This window comes from Streptomyces spongiae, assembly GCF_009377185.1.
GTDB classification, from domain to species: Bacteria; Actinomycetota; Actinomycetes; order Streptomycetales; family Streptomycetaceae; genus Streptomyces; species Streptomyces spongiae.
The window spans coordinates 1-21,239 of sequence record NZ_VJZC01000076.1; the positions used below are offsets into that span (position 1 = coordinate 1).

The window sequence follows — 21,239 nt, forward strand, 5'->3', positions numbered from 1 at the left end:
CTCCCGGGAAGGAGGGCTGGGGGCGCAGCCCCCGCCCTACAACACCCCACCGCTCACAACCGCTTCGCACTCCGCAACGTCTTCGCGTAGTACCCGTTGCCGTCCAACCGCGACACCCCGCCCACGTCACCGATCGTCGGCCCGTTGACCTCCTCACGGCTGGACACGAAGATCAGGTGCCCCTCGGTGTCGTAGCCGAGCACCATGCCGACGTGGTCCAGCCGCTCCCCGGTCCGCTGGTCGAGCTTGAAGAAGGCGAGGTCCCCGGGCTGGAGCTGGTCGATCCCGCTCGGCCGGTCCTTCGCCGTGACACCGGCCAGCGGCAGCACGTCGACACCCTGCTTCGAGCGGGCCATGCCGTTGGCGGTGCGCGGCAGTCCGTCTCCCGCGTTGTCCGAGGACATCAGCGGGTAGCGGGCGCGGTAGCCCAGCACCAGGCGCATGTACCCCGAGCAGTCGACGGACTTGGCGCGCGCGGTCTCCGGCGCCCCGATCACACCGTCTCGGAAGGGGTACTGCACCCCGAGGTAGTCGTAGAAGTCGGACTGCTCCAGGCGCAGGTCACCGCCTTCGGCTCCCGTCGTGTTCAGGGGACCGAAGCTGGCGTCACCGGCGTAGCGGATGCCCTGCGCGTCCTTCTTGTCCTTGGCGCCCGCGACGTACTGGAACGCGAAGGTGAAGAGGTCGTCCTTCTTGCTGCCCTCGAACTCGGCGTACCAGTCCTTGAACCACTTCTCCTTCTCCGCGCCCTTCTTCCACTTCTCGGGCATGAGCCGCACCCAGTCGGTCGTCGAGACCTTGGAGCTGGTGGAGGAGGGCTCGGCGAACGTGCGGGACGGCCCGGTCAGCGTCGCGGTGCGCGCCCCGTCGGTGAGCACCGCCTTGACCTGGCCGTCGGACCCGCGGAGCACGGAGCGGGCCGGGTTCTCCAGCCGGGACCACGTCTCCTCGCCCTTGGACTGGCCCTTGGACTCGCCACCGGAGCCGCCGGAGCGCCCGGAGCCGTCCAGCACACCGACGTTGGTGATCTCCGTGACACCCTGCTCGTCCTGCTTGCGGAGCTCCACGGTGAGGTAGCCGGACGTCCCCACGAGCGCGAGTACCACGAGCCCGGAGACGACCGGCCTTGATTTCTTCTTCCCTGCCATGAGTTCTCTCCCCGTTTCTCAGACTGTGGGCATGATGCCGAGCAGCAGCCCGGCGGCGACGACGATGTAGGCCATGAGCGAGACGGTGCCGGTCGCCAGCAGAGTGGGCCCCTTGGGCTGACGCACCATCTGGTAGGCGATCAGACCGGGCACGATGAAGCCGAGGGTCTGGTTGCCGTACAGCAGCGGGAACTCGATCGAGAGCACGATCATCACCGTGGCCTGGAGCAGCACGCCCAGCAGGACCACCGCGGCGAACAGCCGCTTGCCGTAGAGGATCACCAGTCGCTGCATGACCTTGGTGCCCGCGTAGGTGAGGGCCGTGACGCCGACCACCATGGCCGCCCGCTGGAGGTCCTCGATGAGTGTGAGGGCGATCCATCCCGGCGTGATCATTCCGCCGGGGGACAGGTTGGTGGTCAGGTAGCACAGCAACGAGAAGAACAGGCCGATGGCGATGCCCAGGGCGGCCATCTCAGGGGTCAGGGCGGCGGTGGTCAACGGGGTCTCCGGGCACGGGTGCGGGTCGTGGTGCGAGGCGGTCGGCGGCGTGCGGGTGCGGGGTGTCGGCCCGGCCCGCGGAGGTCAGGAGTGCGGATGCTGCCCACCGCCGTCGGCCGTCGGGTACGGGTGGCCGCCGTGGGAGTCGTCGCCGTACTGCCACGTGTCCTGGGCCGGGGCGGCGTACTGTCCCTGCTCCTGGAAGTACTGCCCCTGGTGCTGGTCGGCGTGCTGGGCCCACGACGGGCGACGCTGCTGGGCCGGAATGCGGATCACCGGGACCTCCTGGGTCTGCGCGGCCTGGTAGCGCTCCTCGTAGGCCATGGGGTACGAGGCGTAGGGATCCAGGCGCGCCGACTGGGCCGGGAGCGCGGGTTCCGCGGGCCGGTCCGCGTCCGGGTCCGCGGGTGCGGAGTCGTCCGCCGGGAGTTCGGCCAGGTACTCGAGGAGTTCCTCGCCCTGGCCGTGGATGTTGCCGATGGCCACGAGGGAGGAGTCGGCGGCCATGCGCTCCAGCAGGGCCGGCATGAACTCCTCGGCCGACCGCCGCTCACCGCCGAGGTCGACCGCGCGATCGCGCCACTCGGCCGGGATGGCGTCGATGGCGCTCTTGGCGGGGTGCCCGATGACGAACACGTTGTCCGGCTCCAGGTCGGGGATGATCTCGCCCATCTGGCCGTTGCGCTCGACGCGGTCGGGGCGGCAGTTGATCACGACGTTCAGCGGCCGGTGGATGGCGCCGAGGTCGAGCAGCTGGTTGATGTTCATCAGCGTCGACTCGGGGTCGTTGGCCGCGAAGACGTTCGCGAAGGCGAGCTTCTTGCCCTCGGGCGTGAGGTAGCGCTCCACGGAGAGGACGCCCGGGTCCGGCGGGGCGTCGTACATGCCCTGGAGGGCGACCTGCCGTTCCACGCCGAGCATTTCGGCGACGACCAGCGCGATCGCCACGTTCTCCTTGAAGGTGAACCAGCTGAAGCCGCGCAGCTCCTCGTCGGTGACCATCTCGGGGTCGGCGTAGACGAGCTTGCAGTTACGGGCGTCGGCCTCCTCCTGGAGGATGTGGAAGCGGTCCTTCTCCGCGGTGACGCAGATGCCGTCCTCGGGCATCGAGCGGCACAGCGAACGGGCCACGTCGTCGAGGGTGGGGCCCATCTCGGCGAGGTGGTCCTCACGGACGTTGCACAGCACGCCGATCGTGGAGCGGATCAGCTTGCTCTGGTTGACCTCCTGCAGCGCCGGCATGACGGCCATGCACTCGATGACGAGGGCGTCGGGACGGTAGGTGGCGGCCCGGCGGACGATGCCGATCTGCTCCACCACGTTGGCGATCCCGAACTTCCGGTAGACCGGCTCCTCGGTGGCGTCGGGGTGGATGAACCGCGCGGCCGTACCCGTCGTCTTGGCCACGGTCACCAGGTCCCCGCCCCTGAGGGCCCCCGCGCACAGCCGGGTGATGGAGGACTTGCCGCGGATGCCGTTGACGAGCACCCGCGAGGGGATGCTGTGCAGGCTGGCGTAGTGCCGGCGCTGCTCCACGATGCCCGCCACGAGCAGCATCACGCCGCCTATGAGCAGCACGAAGTAGAGATAGAGCACAGCTGGGTCACCTTCCCCGGACGACGGGCTGTGGCTCCGCGAGCCGGCGCGCCTGGTTCTGCTTACGGGCCTGCAGTTGCTGTCGGAGCAGTTCGAGGCTGCGCACGACGGCGCCGACCTCGTCCTGGTAGCGGGGGTAGTGCACGGTCTTGAGGTCGCCGTCGGCCAGCTTCTCCGCACTGGCCGCGAGGGCCCGCAGCGGCCGGGCCACCACGAGGAACACCCAGCCCAGGCAGACGACGATCAGCGCCAGACCGAGCATCCCGGCGAGGATGCTGCGGTCCTCCCGCTCGTACGGGGCGATCTGGAACTCCTTGGCGTTCTGCCAGCTGACAACGGTCCAGCCGAGGTCGGACGCCACGCCGCCCCCGGAGAAGGGTGCCGCCGCGGCGACAGTGACACCTCGGCCCTCACGGATCAGCAGGCCGTTCTCGGCGGGGCCGGTGCCGCTTTGGGCGCCGCCCGCCTTGACCAGATCGGTGAGCGCGTCCCTCGGCAGGCCCTCGAAGGCCAGGAAACCGTCGCTGGCGGCGAGGGTCTCCGCCTTGGGGTCCACCACGCGGACCTCGCCGAGCCCGGGCCGGTTCAGCAGCGAGTTGAGGAACTCCACCCTGACCTCACCGACTACGGTCTCCCCCTTCTTGTCCGGAACGGAGGCCCCGACCTGGATGACCGGCTTCTTCCCGCCCTTGCCCGCGACCCGGACCAGCGGAAGGTCCTCCTCGCCGCTCCAGTCGGCGCTCGGTTCCTCACCCGCGCGGGCCACGACGTCCCCGTCCTCGGAGAGGAGGTAGAGCGCCTGGTAGCGGGAGTGCTCGCGCAGCGCCGCCTCGAGCACCTTGCGGGTGGCTCCGGTGTCGTCCGCGTCGATCAGCCGGGACATGGAGACCATGTCCGCCTGCGCCTCGTTGAGCGCCCGGCGCACGCGGTCGGCCACGAGGTCGGTGCGGTCGCGCTGGTCGTCGACCATGGCGGAGGGGATGCTCACCGAGTCGTCCGTGCGGTTGAGCAGAAAGCCGACCGGCACGCACCACAGCAGCAGCAGAATCGCCGTCACGGCGAGCGGCCCGCGCACCCCGAACCGTGTCCTGCGGTTTCGACGGTCCGCGGGTTCGTCCCCCGCGCCGCCCAACTGCGCGCGCAGTCGCTCCAGGGCGGAGCCGACGCGCGCGGCCTCACCCCAGCGGGGCACGGCCACGGGACGGGTCAGGTCGCCGCGGGCCAGCCGGCGGGACTCCAGGAACAGCCGCAGCAGGGGCCGCTGCACGGTCGCCCAGAGCACGGCCACCGCGATCAGTCCGAGCAGCACCAGGGCTCCGGCCGCGAGCAGTCCGTACAGTTCCCGGCCGGGGCCGGCGGCGTGCTGCTGGAGCACCGGCAGCAGGGCCACCACCGTGAGCCCGAGCCCGGCACCGACACTCTTCTTCTCCTCGGGGTCGGAGGAGGCGAGGGAGGCGTACCCGGCCGTGGCGGTACGGCCGTTGTAGCTCTCGCCGAGCAGGGTTCCGCTGACGCCCGGGTAGCCGCGGGAGCCGGGCTCCCTGGCGCTGACGGGGTCCTGCTCCGTCTCCTTGGCCGCCTGGGCGGAGAGTTTGCTCATCTGCTTCTGTACGAAGGTCAGTTCCTTGCGCTCCTGGTCCGAGTTGAGCGCCTCGGACTGCTCGAAGCCGGCCGTGGCGAGGATCTCCCCGCCGGTGGCGACGACGGCCATGGAGCGGAACTGGCCCAGGGTGACGTTGGGCACGGACAGGCTGTTGGACGCGATCAGCAGCTGCTGCGGCCGGTCCTTCCAGTCGAGCACCGCCATGGTCATCAGGCGTACGTCGCCGGTCTTCAGCCGCACCATGCGGGGCAGAAGCGCCTTGTCCCCGGTGAGGACCTTCTTGTCCAGCCAGCCGAGGGGAATCGTTTCCCCCCTGGCGGCCAGCACCTTGCCGCTTTCCACGTCCAGAACCGTGGTGCCTGTCCACTTCTGGTACGTCTTCCCCAGATCGGACAGAACGCGCTCCGGCTCCACCGGGGAGCCCTCGTTCAGCGCCGCCGCGGTGCGGTCCAGGTCGGTGACCCGCTCGTCGATCGACGCGCGTAGGGCGATCGCACCGTCCTCGGCGAAATGCTGCTGTGAGGACAGCACCGCCTCCGGCACGAGCTGCTCACCGGCGGGGCCGAGCACCTTGGCGGTGAGGCCGGCGAGGGCGAGCACCAGCACGCACAGCAGCGCGATAGGGGGACGGATGCCGCCGAGCAGCGGCATGTCCGCTCGTCTGCGGCTTCGCCGCCGCCCGCCCTTCACGGGTCGCGCGGCACGAGTCGATGTCACCGGTGGTCTCCTCCGACCTCTACGGATGACGGCGCCTGCCGAGAACACCGCCGACACGCGGGGGCATGACAAGCCGTCATTTAAAAGACTGTTAAGGAGCGCCGAGGTTGCATCTCCCGCCCAGGAATGAGCTGTGGCCCTAGTCACGCTCCAGCGCGAGCTCCTTCAGACCGTCTCCACCGGGAGCCCCGCGGTTGTACAGGAAGCCACGCGTACGGTCCGCCGCCAGCCGGTAGCGGGCGAGCCGCTCCTCAGACAGGTCCCCCGGTTCCTCAAGGACCTGCCGCACGTCCACCACCCGGTGGTCCAGGGCCGCGCCCTTGGGCGGTTCCTCCCCGTCCTCCACCTCGGCCGGGATGTCCACCAGCGTCGGAGCGTAGCGGGCCGAGACGTCCCATCCGCCGGTCGTCTCACGGAACTCGAACCAGCCGATCGCGCCCTCCTCGGTGAGACCGGTGGGCGAGGAGTGACGGGCCACCTGGTTGCCGAGGCTGTAGGCGACCCACGTGCCGTTGACCTTCTGGATGGGCTGCACCACGTGGGAGTGGTGGCCGATCACCAGGTCGATCCCCGTCTCGGCGGTGAGCCGGTCCGCCAGCTGGAGCTGCGACACGCTGGGCTCGTTGTAGTTCTCGCGCCCCCAGTGGACCGAGAGGATCACCACCTCGGCACCCTTCTTGCGGGCACGGGCCTCGGCATCCCTGATCCGGTCCGTGTCGATCCGGTTGACCGCCCACTTCTCCTTCTCGGGCTCCGGCTTGAGGAACGACTCCCGGGAGTAGGAAAGATGGGCGACCTTGACCCCGTTGACGTCTCGGATGCTGATCTGTTCTGCTTCCTCGGGCGTACGCGAGGAGCCACTGTGCCCGAGGCCGGCCTTCTCCATGGTGTTCACCGTGCGCCGCACGCCCGCCAGGCCGTGGTCGTAGGTGTGATTGGAGGCAGTCGAGCAGGTGTCGTACCCCACGTCCTTGAGCGTCGTCAGGACCTGCGGCGGAACGAGGAACTCCGGAGCGCCCTCGAAGGGCCCCTTGGGCTTCCCGACCGGTGTCTCCATGTGACAGATCGCCAGGTCGGCCTTGCTGATGACGGGCTTCACCCCGGCGAGCAGCGGTCCGAAGTCCAGCCCGGCCTCCCCCTTGCCGGTCTCCTTGGCGTCCTTGGTGGCCTGGTCGACGAGTTCGGGGTGGATGAGTACGTCACCGGCTGCGGCCACGGTGAACGAGCGCCCGCCCGGCTTCACCTCCGGCGCCGACGAGGCCCCGGAACTGCACGCGGCGGTCAGGGCGGCGACCGTCGCTAAAGCGGCTGCAGAACGAGTGCCCCGGAGAGGATTACGAAATGTCACCGCGTCATGGTCACACGCGCCCTACAGGAGCTACCCAAATTACCGTCACAAGACGGTCACATTTCGTTCGCTTTCTGGCACAAGTCGGACTCCTTGTCGCCCTGGTCGGCTGCCAATCGACAACAGGCCAGGAAACGGACGATTCCGCTCCGCACGCCCGTGAACTGGTGGACCTCCGGAGCCGCATCCTGTCGTATACCGCCGAGTTCCAGCCGGACGGCGACTACACCCCACCGAGCGACACACAACGCGCCAAACTGGCCGAGGGCGTCGGCCGCCTCCTGGACGGCGACGCCACGAAGGCGGAAAGACTGCTGGCCCCCATCGGCTTGAAGATCACCCGCCTCACCGACACCGCCTCCGGCCGCAGATACGACGAGATCGCCGCCCGGAAGCCCGGCGAGGCCGAGCACTGGGGCCGGCTGTACCTGAACGCCGACGCCGCCCTCCACTGGAGCGCGCAGGTACCGCATCCGGTGGCCGACCAGGACACCGAACTCCTCGGAGTACAGCTGCTGGAAGGCAACCCGGGCGGCTCACTGGTCCTGGCCGGCGCCCACCGCCGCGCCGGCCAGGAGGACGCCGCCGACGTCGCCCGCCGGGGGGACAGCGCCTTCCACACCATCGTCACGGAGCTCCAGAAGCGTGACGTGCCCGGCGTCCAACTGCACGGCTTCGCCAAGGACTCCGACCGCCCCTACGAGGCCGTCCTGTCCACCGGGGCCGCGCAGCGCGTGCTCACCGAGACCTCCGCCCTGGCCGACGCCATGGAGGCCGACGGGCTACGGGTCTGCCGCGGCTGGTCGGACCGATGCCCCCTCGAAGGGGTCACGAACGCCCAGGGCAAGGAAGCCCAGCGCCGGCACGCGAAGTTCGTCCACGTGGAACTCGCCCCCAGGGCCCGGGGAAACGGCCGCGACGCCGACGAGGCCGAGAAGGCCCTCTCGGGTCTCGTCACCTCATGGGCGGACGACTGAGGACGGCGAACTGAGGGCCGCTGAAGGCCGGGAGCCGGTCCCCTCAGCAGCAACCGCCCACGGGCAGAGTCCGCTTGTTCCGCGCCTCCTTGTTCCGCGCGGCCAGCAACTCGTCGGCGGGATAGCCGACTTCCTCCAGCGTCAGCCCGTGCGGCCGTACGACGTGCACGGCGGAGTCCCGCACCCCGGCGGCCAGCACCTTCCCCGGCCAGTCGGCCGCCCGATGCCCGTCCCCCACGAACAGCAGGGCCCCGATGAGCGAGCGCACCATGTTGTGGCAGAAGGCGTCGGCGCGCACGGTGGCGGTGATGATCCCGTCGTCCCCCCGCACGAGGCTCAGCTCCTGCAGCGTACGAATGGTCGTGGCACCCTCACGCTTCTTGCAGTAGGCGGCGAAGTCGTGCTCCCCGAGCAGCCGCTGAGCCGCCTCGTTCATGGCGCCGACATCAAGAGGCCAGTCGTGCCACAGCACATGGCTTCGCAGCAGCGGATCGACACCGCCGGGATTGTCGGTGACCCGGTAGGCGTACCGCCGCCAGACCGCCGAGAACCGCGCGTTGAACCCTGCGGGCGCCTCCCTGAGGGCCCACACCCGCACATCCCTGGGCAGCCTCCCGGCCAGCCGCTTGAGCAGCTTCCCGTGGTGCTCGCCCCACACGGCCTCCGGCAGGTCCACATGCGCGACCTGCCCCCGCGCATGCACCCCGGCATCGGTCCGCCCCGCCACGGTCAGCTCGTACGACTCCCCCTTCGAACGCGTCACCGTCCGCAGGGCGTCCTCGATCTCCCCCTGCACGGTCCGCCGCCCCCCGGCCTGCTTGGCCCAGCCGGAGAACTCGGAGCCGTCATAGGAGAGATCCATCCGCACCCGCACGAACCCGGGCTGTACTTCGTCACTCACACGGAGATCCTCTCAGCAACACGAAAGCGGGTCCGCCCCTCAAAAGGAACGGACCCGCTGAGCGCCCCGTAAGGGGCGCGGGGAACTGCGCGACAAGCCACGACGAAGCCGCACCCGCCGACAAACAGAACCCGGCAGACGCTTACGCGTCCTTGGCCTCCTCGGCGGGAGCCTCCGCCTTGGCGACGTCGACCTTGGTCTCCTCGGCAACCGGAGCAGCCTCGGCGTCCTTGGCGGCACGCTTCGTCGCGGCCTCGGCCTCGCCCGTGGCCTCCTGCGCGACCGTCAGCGCCTCGACCAGCTCGATGACAGCCATGGGCGCGTTGTCGCCACGGCGGTTACCGATCTTGGTGATACGGGTGTAGCCACCCGGACGGTTCTCGTACCGCGGGCCGATCTCGGTGAAGAGCGTGTGCACGACGCTCTTGTCCGTGATGACCTGGAGCACCTGACGGCGGTTGTGAAGGTCGCCCTTCTTCGCCTTGGTGACCAGACGCTCGGCGTACGGCCGCAGACGGCGGGCCTTCGCCTCGGTGGTGGTGATGCGGCCGTGCTCGAACAGCGCCTTCGCGAGGTTCGCGAGGAGCAGCTTCTCGTGCGCGGCACTGCCGCCCAGACGGGCACCCTTGGTGGGCTTCGGCATGGTTCTTCTCCTGTGTGTCTGCCCCGGCCGTATCAGGTACCGGGGTCAGTATCCGAGCAGGCGGTCGCCTGTCGAAGATCCGGGGCGTCCCCGAAGGGGCGCCCCGGAAGGGGCGCGGGGAACTGCGCGACCAGCCACAACCGGCCCGCAGACGCAGTACGGCCTCCCCGCGGAGCGCTTAGTACTGCTCGGTCTCGACGAACCCGGCGTCGGCGTCGTCATCGGCCCCGAAGGCGTCAGCCGCAGCCGTCGGGTCGAACCCGGGAGGCGAGTCCTTCAGCGCGAGACCCATACCCGCCAGCTTCGCCTTGACCTCGTCAATGGACTTCGCACCGAAGTTACGGATGTCCAGGAGGTCGGCCTCGGAGCGCGCGACCAGCTCACCCACGGAGTGGATGCCCTCACGCTTGAGGCAGTTGTACGACCGAACGGTGAGCTCCAGCTCCTCGATCGGCAGCGCCAGATCAGCGGCGAGGGCGGCGTCCGTCGGGGACGGACCCATGTCGATGCCCTCGGCGTCGATGTTGAGCTCGCGGGCGAGCCCGAAGAGCTCGACGAGCGTCTTACCGGCCGACGCCATGGCGTCACGCGGACGCATGGCCTGCTTGGTCTCGACGTCGACGATCAGCTTGTCGAAGTCGGTACGCTGCTCGACACGCGTGGCCTCGACCTTGTACGTGACCTTGAGAACCGGCGAGTAGATCGAGTCGACCGGGATGCGCCCGATCTCCTGACCGACCTGCTTGTTCTGCACGGCGGAGACGTAACCACGGCCACGCTCGACCGTGAGCTCCATCTCCAGCTTGCCCTTGCCGTTGAGCGTGGCGAGGACGAGGTCGGGGTTGTGCACCTCGACACCGGCCGGGGGCGCGATGTCGGCGGCGGTGACCAGACCCGGGCCCTGCTTGCGCAGGTACATCACGACGGGCTCGTCGTGCTCCGAGGAGACGACCAGCTGCTTGATGTTGAGGATCAGGTCGGTGACGTCCTCCTTGACGCCCGGCACGGTGGTGAACTCGTGCAGAACGCCGTCGATGCGGATGCTGGTGACAGCGGCACCGGGGATCGACGACAGGAGGGTGCGGCGGAGCGAGTTGCCGAGGGTGTAGCCGAAGCCCGGCTCCAGCGGCTCGATCACGAACCGGGAGCGGAACTCGTCGACGACCTCTTCGGTCAACGAGGGACGCTGAGCGATCAGCATGTGTGGATCAGATCCTTCAGTCGTGGACGCCCGCTATTTGACGCCCGACGGAACCGCCCCTGCCAAAAGGGACGGGTATTGCAAGGGTACGGGCGATACGGCCCTTTTACAGAGCCGTACCGCCCGAAATCCCAGAACCAACCAGCCGTGCGTCAGACGCGTGCGTCAGACGCGACGACGCTTCGGCGGACGGCAGCCGTACTGCGACATGTGGGGGATAACCCCCACACCCCCAGCCGGAAGCCGAGCCATCGCGCCCGAGGCGTCAGACGCGACGACGCTTCGGCGGACGGCAGCCGTTGTGCGGGGTCGGGGTCACGTCCTGGATGGAGCCGACCTCGAGACCGGTCGCCTGCAGCGAACGGATGGCCGTCTCACGACCCGAACCCGGGCCCTTGACGAAGACGTCGACCTTGCGCATGCCGTGCTCCTGCGCGCGACGGGCGGCCGACTCGGCGGCCATCTGCGCGGCGAAGGGGGTCGACTTGCGCGAGCCCTTGAAGCCGACGTGGCCGGCGGAGGCCCAGGAGATCACGTTGCCGGACGGGTCCGTGATCGAAACGATGGTGTTGTTGAACGTGCTCTTGATGTGCGCGTGGCCGTGAGCGACGTTCTTCTTTTCCTTGCGGCGCACCTTCTTGGCAGCGCCCTGACGACCCTTGGGGGGCATCTATAACTCCTACGGGAGGTGGTCGGTCCTACAGCGAAGACCGCTGGACGGCGAGTGTCGCTGCGGACTACTTCTTGCCCGGCTTCTTCTTGCCGGCGATGGCGCGACGCGGGCCCTTGCGGGTGCGGGCGTTGGTGCTGGTGCGCTGGCCACGGACGGGCAGACCACGGCGGTGGCGCAGACCCTGGTAGCAGCCGATCTCGACCTTGCGGCGGATGTCGGCCTGGATCTCGCGACGGAGGTCACCCTCGGTCTTGATGTTGTTGTCCACGTACTCGCGGATCTTGACCAGCTCTTCTTCGGTCAGATCGCGAACACGGGTGTTCGGGTTGACGCCGGTCTCGGCCAGCGTCAGCTGCGAGAGGGTCCGGCCGATGCCGAACACGTAGGTGAGGGCGACCTCCACGCGCTTGTCGCGCGGGATGTCAACACCGGAAACGCGTGCCACTTCAATGGCTCCAGTTGATACTCGGAGGTCTTCCGCAGAACCGACCCCCAGCCGCCGGCCTCTTCACGCTGTCCAAAAGATGCAGCCAAAGATTTGGTACGACTGGGTCCCCGGCCTCCGAACCGGGGGTGTCAGGCACCGTGGGCGCCTGGATCCTGCGTATGAACATATTCAGCTCGCGTCGCGCGAATCTCTGCGATACCGATGCAGAGGGAACGATCGATCGTGCGTCAGCCCTGGCGCTGCTTGTGGCGCGGGTTGTCGCAGATGACCATGACCCGACCGTGACGGCGGATCACCCTGCACTTGTCGCAGATCTTCTTGACGCTCGGCTTGACCTTCATGGGATGTGAGGTTCTCCGGGTCAGTTGCCGACGGACCCGCGGGGAACGCGGGACCTGGGCAAGATCTACTTGTACCGGTAGACGATCCGGCCACGCGTCAGGTCGTACGGAGACAACTCCACCACGACCCGGTCGTCAGGGAGGATGCGGATGTAGTGCATACGCATCTTGCCGCTGATGTGTGCCAGGACCTGGTGGCCGTTCTGGAGCTCGACCTTGAACATGGCGTTCGGCAGAGACTCGACGACAGTGCCCTCGATCTCGATGGCACCTTGCTTCTTGGCCACGCTTCGCCCTTCGGAATCGACTACCTTGATCGACTTTACGCAACCGCGTGTAGGCACACGGGTACACAAGAGCCGACGAGTCAGTCTACGTCAGGGCCCCGAGAAACACGAATCGAGAGAGGATGCCCACCCAGCGAGATCATTAAGCGGCTTCAGCCGCTCCGGGTACAGCCGCTCCGGCTACGCCAGCGGATCGGGCGCCGCGGTGACCCCGTACTCCGCCAGCTTCGCCTTGCCCCCGTCGGGCGCCGTCAGGACGAGCGGTCCCGCCTCCGTGAGCGCCACCGAGTGCTCCCAGTGCGACGACCACGTACCGTCCGTGGTGATGACCGTCCAGTCGTCGTCCAGCACCTCGGTCTTCGGCGTCCCCAGCGACACCATGGGCTCGATGGCGAGGCAGAACCCCGGCACCAGCTTCGGCCCCTTCCCCCGCCGCCGGTCGACGTAGTTCAGCAGGTGCGGGTCCATGTGCATCTCGGTACCGATGCCGTGCCCGCCGTAGTCCTCGACGATCCCGTACTTGCCCCCGCCCGGCTTCGGCTGGCGCCGGATGTACGTCTCGATCGCCTTGGAGACGTCCACGAGCCGGTTCCCCTGCTTCATCGCCGCGATGCCCGCCCACATCGACTCCTCGGTCACCCGGGACAGCTCGACGAGCTCCGGAGCGTGACCGGACCCCACGAAGGCGGTGAAGGCCGCGTCCCCGTGCCAGCCGTCCACGATCGCCCCGGCGTCGATCGAGATGATGTCCCCGTCCTTCAGGACGACCTCGTCGCTCGGGATGCCGTGGACGACGACCTCGTTCACGGACGTGCAGATGGTCGCCGGGAAGCCGCCGTACCCCAGGAAGTTCGACTTGGCCCCGTTCTCCGCGATCACCTTGCGGGCCACCTCGTCGATGTCCTTCGTGGTGGCACCCGGCACGGCCGCCTCACGGGTGGCCGCGTGGATGGCGGCGACGACCAGCCCGGCCTCGCGCATCTTGGCGATCTGCTCGGGGGTCTTGATCTGCACCATGAGGACTACGGCCTTTCTGGACCCGGAAAAAAACACGGACCCTTCAACGATACGGGTGACGGCACACGCGGCTTCCGCGTGCACCCATACTTCGGCCGCGGCACCCCGTAGGGGAACCGCGGCCGAGGCAACACACTTACTTGTCGTCGCCCTCGCGCTTCAGCGCTTCCATCGCCCGCTCGGTGACCTCTTCCACCTTCCCGAGCGCGGAGATCGTCACCACCAGGCCCTGGGCCTTGTAGTAGTCGATGATCGGCTCGGTCTGCGTGTGGTAGACCTCCAGCCGCGTGCGCACGGTCTCCTCGGAGTCGTCGTCGCGCTGGTACAGCTCCCCGCCGCACACATCGCAGACGCCCTCCTGCTTCGGCGCCTTGTACGTCACGTGGAAGACGTGCGCCGAGTCGTTCCGACAGATGCGGCGGCCGGCGATCCGCTTGACGACCTCGTCCTCGGGGACCTCCAGGTCCAGCACCGCGTCCAGCTTCATGGCCTCGGTGTTGAGCATCTCGTCCAGGGCCTCGGCCTGCGACACGTTCCGCGGGAAGCCGTCGAGCAGGAAGCCGCCGGCGGCGTCCGGCTGCTCCATGCGGTCCTTGGCCATCGCGATGGTGACCTCGTCCGGCACCAGCTCGCCCTTGTCCATGTAGGACTTCGCGAGTTTGCCGAGCTCCGTCTGCTGGCTGATGTTGGCACGGAAGAGGTCGCCCGTGGAGATGTGCGGGATCGACAGGTTCTGGGCAAGGAACGCGGCCTGCGTTCCCTTGCCGGCACCGGGCGGCCCGACGAGGACGATTCGCATCAGCGGAGGAACCCTTCGTAATTGCGCTGCTGAAGCTGGCTCTCGATCTGCTTCACCGTCTCCAGACCCACACCCACGATGATGAGGATGCTGGTTCCGCCGAACGGGAAGTTCTGGTTTGCCCCGAAACCAGCCAACGCCATCGTCGGGACGAGAGCGATCAGCCCCAGATACAGCGAGCCCGGCCAGGTGATCCGGTTGAGCACGTACGAAAGGTACTCAGCGGTAGGCCGACCAGCCCGGATACCCGGGATGAAGCCACCATACTTCTTCATGTTGTCCGCGACTTCCTCGGGGTTGAACGAGATGGCCACGTAGAAGAAGGCGAAGAAGACAATCAGGAAGAAGTAGAGAGTGATGTGCGCGGGCGCCGCCGTGTCCGCCAGATTCTGCTGAATCCATGTCGCCCAACCCGCCTTCGAGTTGGAGAACTGGACGATCAGCGCGGGAATGTAGAGCAGCGACGAGGCGAAGATGACGGGGATCACACCCGCCTGGTTCACCTTGAGCGGGATGTACGTCGAGGTGCCGCCGTAGGAACGGCGGCCGATCATGCGCTTGGCGTACTGCACGGGGATACGGCGCTGGGCCTGCTCGACGAAGACCACGAGCGCGACCATCACCAGGCCGACCGCGATGACGGTGCCGAACTCGATCCAGCCGTCCGCGAGGTTGCCCTGCTTCTTGATCGCCCACAGCGCGGACGGGAAGGTGGCGGCGATCGAGATGAACATCAGGATCGACATGCCGTTGCCGATGCCGCGGTCGGTGATGAGCTCGCCGAGCCACATGACGACGGCCGTACCGGCGGTCATCGTGATCACCATGGTGATGGTGGCGAAGATCGAGCGGTCCGGGACGATGGAGCTCGCCAGCGTGCAGTTGGAGAACAGCGAGCCGCTGCGCGCGGTGGCCACCAGACCCGTACCCTGGAGGATCGCCAGGGCGACCGTGAGGTAACGCGTGTACTGCGTGATCTTCGCCGTACCGGCCTGGCCCTCCTTCTTGAGGGCTTCGAGACGCGGGATCACGACGGTCAGCAGCTGCAGAATGATGCTCGCCGTGATGTACGGCATGATGCCGAGCGCGAAGATCGTGATCTGAAGCAGAGCGCCACCGCTGAACATGTTGACCAGACCGAACAGGCCCTGGTTGGCGTTCGCCTGGTCGATGCAGAACTGGACGGCGGTGTAGTCGACGCCCGGGATCGGGATGTGCGTACCGATCCGGTAGACCACGATGATGCCGAGCGTGAAGAGCAGCTTCTTGCGCAGGTCGGGCGTCTTGAACGCCCGGGCGAACGCGGTGAGCACGGTGCCTCCTGCGACCCCCGCGCTACTGCGTCAAGGGTGACGGTCTTGAGGTTCGACGAATACGTAACGGTCAACTGCCGCTCAGAGTGCCCCATGTGAAGCAATCTGTGAAAGTTGGCAGTGCTGGCCACCTTACCGGCGAGACTGCCCTCCCGGAACGACCAACCGGGGATACCCCTTTTGTGGGGCATCCCCGGTGGGATCGTTCAGGTCATCAAGACGCCTGCCGTGATGGTCAGACGAGCTCGGTGACGGTACCGCCGGCGGCGGTGATCTTCTCCTTGGCGGAGCCGGAGACGGCGTCGACCGTCACCTGCAGCGCCACGGAGACCTCGCCCTGGCCGAGGACCTTGACAAGGCTGTTCTTGCGCACGGCACCCTTGGCGACCAGGTCGGCAACGGTGACCTCCCCACCCTCGGGGTAGAGGGCGACGAGCTTGTCGAGGTTCACGACCTGGTACTCGGTCTTGAACGGGTTCTTGAAGCCCTTCAGCTTCGGAAGACGCATGTGGAGGGGCATCTGGCCACCCTCGAAGCGCTCCGGAACCTGGTAACGGGCCTTCGTACCCTTCGTACCACGACCGGCCGTCTTACCCTTCGACGCCTCACCACGACCGACACGGGTCTTGGCGGTCTTGGCGCCCGGGGCGGGACGGAGGTTGTGGATCTTGAGCGGGTTCTGCTCCGCCATGATCAGTCGACCTCCTCGACCGTCACGAGGTGGCGGACATGGCGCACCATGCCGCGGAACTCGGGGCGGTCCTCCTTGACGACCTGCGTGTTGATGCCCTTGAGACCAAGGGAACGCAGGGTGTCACGGTGGTTCTGCTTGCTGCCGATGTAGGACTTGACCTGCGTAATCCTGAGCTGCGCCATGATTACGCACCCGCCCCGGCACGCGCACGGAGAAGAGCCGCGGGGGCGACGTCCTCGAGCGGCAGACCACGGCGGGCCGCGATCTCCTCGGGACGCTGCAGACCCTTCAGGGCCTCCACGGTCGCGTGCACGATGTTGATCGCGTTGTCGGAGCCGAGCGACTTCGACAGCACGTCGTGGATACCGGCGCACTCGAGCACGGCACGCACCGGGCCACCGGCGATAACACCGGTACCGGGGGACGCGGGCTTGAGCAGCACGACGCCGGCAGCCTTCTCACCCTGGATGGGGTGCGGGATGGTGCCCTGGATCCGGGGGACCTTGAAGAAGTGCTTCTTGGCCTCCTCAACACCCTTGGCGATGGCGGCCGGCACCTCCTTGGCCTTGCCGTAACCGACACCCACGGTGCCGTCACCGTCGCCCACCACGACCAGCGCGGTGAAGCTGAAGCGACGACCACCCTTCACAACCTTGGCGACGCGGTTGATCGCGACAACGCGCTCAACGTACGCGGTCTTCTCGGCGGCAGCTGCGCCGCCGTCACGGCCCTTCCGGTCCCGCCGCTCGCCGCCACCGGCACCGCCACCGCGGCGCTGGGGTCCAGCCATTGGATTTACCTCTCTCTTTCCGCTAGCTACGCAGCGAGCTCAGAACTTGAGCCCGGCCTCGCGGGCGGCGTCGGCCAGGGCCGCGATGCGACCCGCGTACCGGTTACCACCACGGTCGAACACGACGACCTCGACGCCCGCGGCCTTGGCGCGCTCGGCGACCAGGGCGCCGACCTTGCCGGCCTGTGCGGACTTCTCGCCCTCACCACGGATCGACGCGTCCAGGGTCGACGCCGACGCCAGGGTGTGACCCTTGATGTCGTCGATGACCTGGGCCACGATGTGGCGGTTCGAGCGCGTCACGACCAGACGGGGACGCTCGGCCGTACCGTTGACCTTCTTACGGATCCGGATGTGGCGGCGCTTGATCGCGGCGCGCTTGTAGGCGTCACCCTTGGCGATCTTCGTACCGTATGCCATGGCTTACTTACCCGCCTTTCCGACCTTGCGGCGGATGACTTCGCCCTCGTACTTGACACCCTTGGCCTTGTACGGGTCGGGCTTGCGGAGCTTGCGGATGTTGGCCGCGACCTCGCCGACCTTCTGCTTGTCGATGCCCTCGACCGAGAAGCGGGTCGGGTTCTCCACCTTGAAGGTGATGCCCTCGGGCGCCTCGACGGTGATCGGGTGGCTGTAGCCGAGCGCGAACTCGAGGTTCGAGCCCTTGGCCGTGACGCGGTAACCGACACCGCTGATTTCGAGCTTCTTCACGTAACCCGTGGTCACGCCGGTGATCATGTTCGCCACCAGCGTGCGGGACAGGCCGTGCAGGGCCTTGTTCTGACGCTCGTCGTTGGGGCGGGTGACGCTCAGAACGCCGTCCTCACCCTTGGCGATGTCGATCGGCGCCGCGACGGTGTGGGTCAGCGTGCCCTTGGGGCCCTTGACCGAGACCGTACGGCCGTCGATGGTGACGTCCACGCCGGCGGGAACCGTGATGGGGAGCTTGCCAATACGCGACATAGCTGTTTCCTCCGTTCCCTTCCGCTACCAGACGTAGGCGAGAACTTCTCCGCCTACGCCCTTCTTGCCGGCCTGCTTGTCGGTGAGGAGCCCGTGGGACGTGGAGATGATCGCCACGCCGAGGCCGCCGAGCACCTTCGGCAGGTTGGTGGACTTCGCGTACACCCGGAGACCGGGCTTGGAGATCCGCTTGATGCCCGCGATGGAGCGCTCACGGTTGGGGCCGAACTTCAGCTCCAGGACGAGGCTCTTGCCGACCTCGGCGTCCTCGACCTTCCAGCCCGTGATGAAGCCCTCCTGCTGGAGGATCTCCGCGATGTGCGACTTGATCTTCGATGCCGGCATCGTCACGGAGTCGTGGTATGCCGAGTTCGCGTTCCGCAGACGCGTAAGCATGTCTGCGATCGGATCAGTCATGGTCATGAATTGGCCTTCGGCCTCTCTCGCCGGGGTTTCCTGGTGCGCCATCCCTCTCCCCGATCCGAGACGGGACGGGTGCGGCGCGGTGGACCTACGGCGTAGTAAGTCGTATGGGCGTCAGGCGCCCAACCCTCCAAGCCTAAGCCATGGGGAGGTGGGCACCTGACACTGCCCTTTACTTACCGAGAGCTTCCGGAATCCCTGATGAGAGGGGATTACCAGGAGCTCTTGGTCACGCCCGGCAGCTCGCCACGGTGAGCCATCTCACGAAGGCACACGCGGCAGAGGCCGAACTTGCGGTACACGGAGTGGGGACGGCCGCAGCGCTGGCAGCGCGTGTAGCCACGCACGCCGAACTTGGGCTTGCGAGCAGCCTTCGCGATCAGAGCCTTCTTCGCCATCTCGCTCACGCCTCCTTGAAGGGGAAGCCGAGGTGACGAAGGAGCGCGCGGCCCTCAGCGTCGTTGGTCGCCGTGGTGACCACGGTGATGTCCATACCCCGGACGCGGTCGATCTTGTCCTGGTCGATCTCGTGGAACATGACCTGCTCCGTGAGACCGAAGGTGTAGTTGCCACGGCCGTCGAACTGCTTGGGGGACAGGCCGCGGAAGTCGCGGATGCGCGGCAGCGCGAGCGACAGGGTGCGGTCCAGGAACTCCCACATGCGGTCGCCACGGAGCGTGACGTGGGCACCGATCGGCTGGCCCTCACGCAGCTTGAACTGCGCGATGGACTTACGGGCCTTGGTGACGGCCGGCTTCTGACCGGTGATCGTGGTGAGGTCGCGGATGGCGCCCTCGATCAGCTTGGAGTCGCGGGCGGCGTCGCCCACACCCATGTTGACCACGATCTTGACGAGGCCGGGAACCTGCATGACGTTCTCGTACTTGAACTCGTCACGCAGCTTGCCCGCGATCTCCTCGCGGTACTTCGTCTTGAGACGCGGAGTGGTGGTGGTCGTCATCAGATGTCCTCACCCGTCCGCTTGGCAACGCGGATCTTGTTGCCTTCGTCGTCGAAGCGGTAACCGACGCGGGTCACGACCTTGTTGCCGTCCTTCTCCACGACCAGCTGGACGTTGGAGACGTGGATCGGCGCCTCGGTGGTGACGATGCCGCCGGCCTGCGAACCGCGAGCCGTCGGACCGGCCTTGGTGTGCTTCTTGACCCGGTTGACACCCTCGACCAGGACACGGTCCTCGCGGGGGAAGGCCGCGATGACCTTGCCCTGCTTGCCCTTGTCCTTACCGGTGATGACCTGGACCAGGTCGCCCTTCTTGATCTTCATGCTTACAGCACCTCCGGCGCGAGCGAGATGATCTTCATGAACTTCTTCTCGCGCAGCTCACGGCCGACCGGGCCGAAGATGCGGGTGCCGCGAGGGTCGCCGTCGTTCTTCAGAATGACGGCGGCGTTCTCGTCGAAGCGGATGTACGAGCCGTCCGGACGGCGGCGCTCCTTGACGGTGCGAACGATGACCGCCTTGACGACGTCACCCTTCTTCACGTTGCCACCGGGGATCGCGTCCTTGACGGTGGCGACGATGACGTCACCGATGCCCGCGTAGCGGCGACCGGAGCCACCGAGCACACGGATGCAAAGGATCTCCTTCGCACCAGTGTTGTCGGCGACACGCAGTCGCGACTCCTGCTGGATCACGTCTATCTCCTGATCGTCTGCCGGTTCCCTCCGGGGGTAGAACCGGAGAGCCTGGCGGAACTGCCCTGCGAGTTACTCCCGCAGGAATGTGCGTGGCCTGCCCGGCCGGCTCCGCGGAACTCCCACGCTGCTGGAGCGTGGTCGTTCCCCGTCACTCGGCCGGGAAGGTCGGTCTGGCGAAACCCGCGCCGAAAGCGCCCGCCCGCCGGCCCGGGGGCCTGGGGCGGAGCACTCGGCGGGGGTCAGCGGGGGCCGGAGCCCCCGCTTATTACTTCGCCTTCTCGAGGATCTCGACGACGCGCCAGCGCTTCGTCGCGGACAGCGGCCGGGTCTCCGCGAGGAGGACACGGTCGCCGACACCCGCGGCGTTCTGCTCGTCGTGCGCCTTGAGCTTGTTCGTACGGCGGATGACCTTGCCGTACAGGGCGTGCTTCACGCGGTCCTCGACGGCGACGACGACGGTCTTGTCCATCTTGTCGCTGACGACCAGACCCTCACGGGTCTTGCGGGCTCCGCGCGCCTCGGTCTTTGCTTCAGTCACGTTGCTCTCGCTCATCAGGCGTTCTCCACCGTTTCGATGCCCAGCTCACGCTCGCGCATCAGGGTGTAGATCCGCGCGATGTCCTTGCGGACCGCCTTCAGACGGCCATGGTTCTCGAGCTGCCCCGTCGCCGCCTGGAAGCGGAGGTTGAACAGCTCTTCCTTGGCCTCGCGGAGCTTCGCCAGAAGCTCCTCGTTGCCCAGCTCGCGCAGCTCGGACGCCTTGGTACCGGCCGACATCACGCTTCACCTGCCTCGCGCTTGACGATCTTGCACTTCATCGGCAGCTTGTGAGCCGCACGGGTCAGGGCCTCGCGCGCGATCTTCTCGTTCGGGTAGGACAGCTCGAACATCACCCGACCGGGCTTGACGTTCGCGATCCACCACTCCGGCGAACCCTTACCGGAACCCATGCGGGTCTCGGCAGGCTTCTTGGTCAGGGGGCGGTCCGGGTAGATGTTGATCCAGACCTTGCCGCCACGCTTGATGTGACGGGTCATCGCGATACGAGCCGCCTCGATCTGGCGGTTCGTCACGTAGGCCGGGGTCAGCGCCTGGATGCCGTACTCGCCGAACGCAACCTGCGTGCCGCCCTTGGCAGCGCCGGAGCGCTTCGGGTGGTGCTGCTTGCGGTGCTTGACCCTACGGGGGATCAGCATGA

At 67.5% G+C, this 21,239-nt stretch carries 29 protein-coding genes; 1 reads left to right on the forward strand and 28 read right to left on the reverse strand.

Going from position 1 to position 21,239, the window contains the following annotated elements:
* Positions 1-53: 53 nt before the first annotated feature.
* The 5 genes from FNH08_RS13995 to FNH08_RS14015 all read right to left on the reverse strand — a co-directional run bounded on the left by FNH08_RS13995 (position 54) and on the right by FNH08_RS14015 (position 6,850).
* Positions 54-1,148, reverse strand: a complete 1,095-nt coding sequence (locus FNH08_RS13995) for an NlpC/P60 family protein (protein ID WP_152771810.1) — start codon at positions 1,146-1,148, stop codon at positions 54-56.
* Positions 1,149-1,166: 18 nt separating this feature from the next.
* On the reverse strand, positions 1,167-1,649 hold the full coding sequence (locus FNH08_RS14000; protein ID WP_152771811.1) for a poly-gamma-glutamate biosynthesis protein PgsC/CapC: 483 nt from the start codon (positions 1,647-1,649) through the stop codon (positions 1,167-1,169).
* 84 nt (positions 1,650-1,733) lie between these two features.
* Complete coding sequence (gene pgsB / locus FNH08_RS14005) at positions 1,734-3,245, reverse strand: poly-gamma-glutamate synthase PgsB (protein WP_322724440.1); 1,512 nt, start codon at positions 3,243-3,245, stop codon at positions 1,734-1,736.
* Positions 3,246-3,252: 7 nt separating this feature from the next.
* The gene (locus FNH08_RS14010) at positions 3,253-5,499 is read right to left on the reverse strand and encodes a HAMP domain-containing protein (RefSeq protein ID WP_152771830.1); all 2,247 of its coding nucleotides are present in this window, start codon (positions 5,497-5,499) and stop codon (positions 3,253-3,255) included.
* Positions 5,500-5,704: 205 nt separating this feature from the next.
* Positions 5,705-6,850 (reverse strand): CapA family protein, encoded by a 1,146-nt coding sequence (locus FNH08_RS14015; protein WP_152771831.1) that lies wholly within the window; start codon positions 6,848-6,850, stop codon positions 5,705-5,707.
* A 230-nt stretch (positions 6,851-7,080) separates the two neighbouring features.
* Here FNH08_RS14015 and FNH08_RS14020 point away from each other — a divergent pair, with 230 nt between their 5' ends.
* Positions 7,081-7,890 carry a hypothetical protein gene (locus tag FNH08_RS14020; protein ID WP_407704368.1) on the forward strand — a complete coding sequence of 270 codons (810 nt, stop codon included), beginning with the start codon at positions 7,081-7,083 and terminating at the stop codon, positions 7,888-7,890.
* A gap of 43 nt (positions 7,891-7,933) precedes the next feature.
* Here the strand turns inward: FNH08_RS14020 and truA are convergent, their stop codons facing one another.
* From truA to rplP, 23 genes are all read right to left on the reverse strand, one after another.
* On the reverse strand, positions 7,934-8,791 hold the full coding sequence (truA, locus tag FNH08_RS14025) for a tRNA pseudouridine(38-40) synthase TruA (protein WP_322724441.1): 858 nt from the start codon (positions 8,789-8,791) through the stop codon (positions 7,934-7,936).
* A 142-nt stretch (positions 8,792-8,933) separates the two neighbouring features.
* The gene (rplQ, locus tag FNH08_RS14030; RefSeq protein WP_152771812.1) at positions 8,934-9,434 is read right to left on the reverse strand and encodes a 50S ribosomal protein L17; all 501 of its coding nucleotides are present in this window, start codon (positions 9,432-9,434) and stop codon (positions 8,934-8,936) included.
* A gap of 178 nt (positions 9,435-9,612) precedes the next feature.
* Positions 9,613-10,635, reverse strand: a complete 1,023-nt coding sequence (locus FNH08_RS14035) for a DNA-directed RNA polymerase subunit alpha (protein WP_003966937.1) — start codon at positions 10,633-10,635, stop codon at positions 9,613-9,615.
* 265 nt (positions 10,636-10,900) lie between these two features.
* On the reverse strand, positions 10,901-11,305 hold the full coding sequence (rpsK, locus tag FNH08_RS14040) for a 30S ribosomal protein S11 (RefSeq protein WP_003956432.1): 405 nt from the start codon (positions 11,303-11,305) through the stop codon (positions 10,901-10,903).
* Positions 11,306-11,372: 67 nt separating this feature from the next.
* Positions 11,373-11,753, reverse strand: a complete 381-nt coding sequence (gene rpsM / locus FNH08_RS14045) for a 30S ribosomal protein S13 (protein WP_322724442.1) — start codon at positions 11,751-11,753, stop codon at positions 11,373-11,375.
* Positions 11,754-11,983: 230 nt separating this feature from the next.
* Positions 11,984-12,097, reverse strand: a complete 114-nt coding sequence (gene rpmJ, locus FNH08_RS14050; protein WP_003974245.1) for a 50S ribosomal protein L36 — start codon at positions 12,095-12,097, stop codon at positions 11,984-11,986.
* A gap of 65 nt (positions 12,098-12,162) precedes the next feature.
* The gene (gene infA / locus FNH08_RS51880; protein ID WP_003948620.1) at positions 12,163-12,384 is read right to left on the reverse strand and encodes a translation initiation factor IF-1; all 222 of its coding nucleotides are present in this window, start codon (positions 12,382-12,384) and stop codon (positions 12,163-12,165) included.
* Between the two features lie 180 nt (positions 12,385-12,564).
* Entirely contained in the window at positions 12,565-13,401 is an 837-nt protein-coding gene (gene map, locus FNH08_RS14060) for a type I methionyl aminopeptidase (protein WP_152771815.1), read from the reverse strand.
* A 136-nt stretch (positions 13,402-13,537) separates the two neighbouring features.
* Positions 13,538-14,200: an adenylate kinase gene (locus tag FNH08_RS14065; RefSeq protein ID WP_152771816.1), complete on the reverse strand. Its 663-nt coding sequence runs from the start codon at positions 14,198-14,200 to the stop codon at positions 13,538-13,540.
* Positions 14,200-15,513: a preprotein translocase subunit SecY gene (gene secY, locus FNH08_RS14070; RefSeq protein WP_322724443.1), complete on the reverse strand. Its 1,314-nt coding sequence runs from the start codon at positions 15,511-15,513 to the stop codon at positions 14,200-14,202. Before secY ends, FNH08_RS14065 begins: the two co-directional genes overlap by 1 nt.
* Before the next feature lie 235 nt (positions 15,514-15,748).
* Positions 15,749-16,204 carry a 50S ribosomal protein L15 gene (gene rplO / locus FNH08_RS14075; RefSeq protein WP_152771817.1) on the reverse strand — a complete coding sequence of 152 codons (456 nt, stop codon included), beginning with the start codon at positions 16,202-16,204 and terminating at the stop codon, positions 15,749-15,751.
* Positions 16,205-16,206: 2 nt separating this feature from the next.
* Positions 16,207-16,389, reverse strand: a complete 183-nt coding sequence (gene rpmD, locus FNH08_RS14080; protein ID WP_152771818.1) for a 50S ribosomal protein L30 — start codon at positions 16,387-16,389, stop codon at positions 16,207-16,209.
* A 2-nt stretch (positions 16,390-16,391) separates the two neighbouring features.
* A complete protein-coding gene (gene rpsE / locus FNH08_RS14085; RefSeq protein WP_009190144.1) occupies positions 16,392-16,997 on the reverse strand; it encodes a 30S ribosomal protein S5 in 606 nt (201 codons plus the stop codon).
* A gap of 39 nt (positions 16,998-17,036) precedes the next feature.
* Positions 17,037-17,417, reverse strand: coding sequence for a 50S ribosomal protein L18 (gene rplR / locus FNH08_RS14090; RefSeq protein ID WP_152771819.1), 381 nt, complete (start codon positions 17,415-17,417; stop codon positions 17,037-17,039).
* Positions 17,418-17,420: 3 nt separating this feature from the next.
* Positions 17,421-17,960: a 50S ribosomal protein L6 gene (rplF, locus tag FNH08_RS14095; RefSeq protein ID WP_152771820.1), complete on the reverse strand. Its 540-nt coding sequence runs from the start codon at positions 17,958-17,960 to the stop codon at positions 17,421-17,423.
* A gap of 24 nt (positions 17,961-17,984) precedes the next feature.
* On the reverse strand, positions 17,985-18,383 hold the full coding sequence (gene rpsH, locus FNH08_RS14100; RefSeq protein WP_131564570.1) for a 30S ribosomal protein S8: 399 nt from the start codon (positions 18,381-18,383) through the stop codon (positions 17,985-17,987).
* 212 nt (positions 18,384-18,595) lie between these two features.
* Entirely contained in the window at positions 18,596-18,781 is a 186-nt protein-coding gene (locus tag FNH08_RS14110) for a type Z 30S ribosomal protein S14 (protein WP_003948630.1), read from the reverse strand.
* Between the two features lie 5 nt (positions 18,782-18,786).
* Entirely contained in the window at positions 18,787-19,344 is a 558-nt protein-coding gene (gene rplE, locus FNH08_RS14115) for a 50S ribosomal protein L5 (protein ID WP_152771821.1), read from the reverse strand.
* Positions 19,344-19,667 (reverse strand): 50S ribosomal protein L24, encoded by a 324-nt coding sequence (gene rplX, locus FNH08_RS14120; protein WP_003992365.1) that lies wholly within the window; start codon positions 19,665-19,667, stop codon positions 19,344-19,346. The genes rplE and rplX overlap by 1 nt, the downstream gene beginning before the upstream one ends.
* A gap of 2 nt (positions 19,668-19,669) precedes the next feature.
* The gene (gene rplN, locus FNH08_RS14125) at positions 19,670-20,038 is read right to left on the reverse strand and encodes a 50S ribosomal protein L14 (RefSeq protein ID WP_003998823.1); all 369 of its coding nucleotides are present in this window, start codon (positions 20,036-20,038) and stop codon (positions 19,670-19,672) included.
* A gap of 268 nt (positions 20,039-20,306) precedes the next feature.
* Entirely contained in the window at positions 20,307-20,594 is a 288-nt protein-coding gene (gene rpsQ / locus FNH08_RS14130) for a 30S ribosomal protein S17 (RefSeq protein WP_152771822.1), read from the reverse strand.
* The gene (gene rpmC, locus FNH08_RS14135; RefSeq protein ID WP_007494763.1) at positions 20,594-20,818 is read right to left on the reverse strand and encodes a 50S ribosomal protein L29; all 225 of its coding nucleotides are present in this window, start codon (positions 20,816-20,818) and stop codon (positions 20,594-20,596) included. Before rpmC ends, rpsQ begins: the two co-directional genes overlap by 1 nt.
* Entirely contained in the window at positions 20,818-21,237 is a 420-nt protein-coding gene (gene rplP / locus FNH08_RS14140; protein ID WP_131564579.1) for a 50S ribosomal protein L16, read from the reverse strand. The genes rpmC and rplP overlap by 1 nt, the downstream gene beginning before the upstream one ends.
* Positions 21,238-21,239: the final 2 nt, after the last annotated feature.